Annotated in this window: 1 protein-coding gene and 2 pseudogenes; all 3 read left to right on the forward strand. The window is 73.9% G+C overall.

All coding sequences use genetic code 11. The features are described from left to right. Positions 1-228 (forward strand): annotated as a pseudogene (locus ACI6QG_RS19575) (hypothetical protein); the annotation flags it as partial. After that, positions 225-578, forward strand: coding sequence for a DUF6950 family protein (locus ACI6QG_RS19580; RefSeq protein ID WP_149537195.1), 354 nt, complete (start codon positions 225-227; stop codon positions 576-578). The pseudogene ACI6QG_RS19575 and the gene ACI6QG_RS19580, both read left to right, overlap by 4 nt. A 1-nt stretch (position 579) precedes the next feature. Then, a pseudogene (locus ACI6QG_RS19585) lies at positions 580-1,016 on the forward strand (phage tail protein); the annotation flags it as partial.

Raw genomic sequence — 1,016 nt, forward strand, 5'->3', positions numbered from 1 at the left:
GTCGCGGATCCGTTCCCGCTCTGGGCGGGGCTGATGGACACCATGGAGGTGACGGACGGCGCGGAGCCGCGCGTCGGGCTCACCTGTGAGAGCCGGCTCGTGGACCTCGAGCGCGCCGAGGTGCGGCGCTACACCGACGCAGACCAGCAGGCCGAGTATCCCGGCGACCGCTTCTTCGAATACGTTCCCGCCCTGCAGGAGGCGGAGATCCGGCTGCCCGCCCAGTGACGCGGCGGCCGGATTGGGCGGTGCGGCTGGCAGCCCTGCTGTCGACGGTGGAGACGCGCGCCTTCGACGCCCATCGCTGGAACTGCGGGCGCTTCGCCCTGGCGGCGGTGGAGGCGGTGACGGGAGAGCGGCCTGCCTTCCGGGTGCTGCCCGACCTCCAGGCCTCCGCTGACACCGCTGGCTTCCCGCGCGAGGCGCCGTTGCGGGCCCGCATGGGCGACATCGTCCTCGCGCCCGATCCCGAGCGCCTCGGCGTGGTGCTCGACGCCGGCCGGGTCGCCTTCGTCGGGCCGCGCGGGCTGGTCCGCGCGCCGATCACCCTCTGCACCATCGCCTGGAGGATCGGCTGACATGCCCGCCGCCGTTCCCCTCATCGCCGTCGTCGCCGGTGGCGTCGCCTCCGCCGCGGTCGGCGGCGGCATCATCGGCGCGATCGTCGGCGCCGGCGCCGCCTTCGTCGTCTCGACCATCGGCGCCTCGGTGTTCCCCGCCAAGCGGCCGACCGCACCGTCCACCATCTCCATGCGCTCCGGCGACGACCCGACCGCGCCTGGCGCCGGCCGCACGCAGTCCTTCCGCCAGCCGATCACCGAGCACCAGATCGTCTTCGGACGCTGCAAGGTCGGCGGCCCGATCGTCTTCATCCACTCCGCCACCGACGACGACGGCCGCGCCGATGGCTGGTTCTACGCCGTCGTCGTGCTCGCCGCGCACCGCGTGCGCGCCATCGGCGATGTCTGGCTCGGCGACAGCCTGGCCACCGATCCGAAGTTCGCCGGCCTGGTCCG

Source organism: Sabulicella flocculans (assembly GCF_045449635.1).
Lineage (GTDB): Bacteria > Pseudomonadota > Alphaproteobacteria > Acetobacterales > Acetobacteraceae > Roseococcus.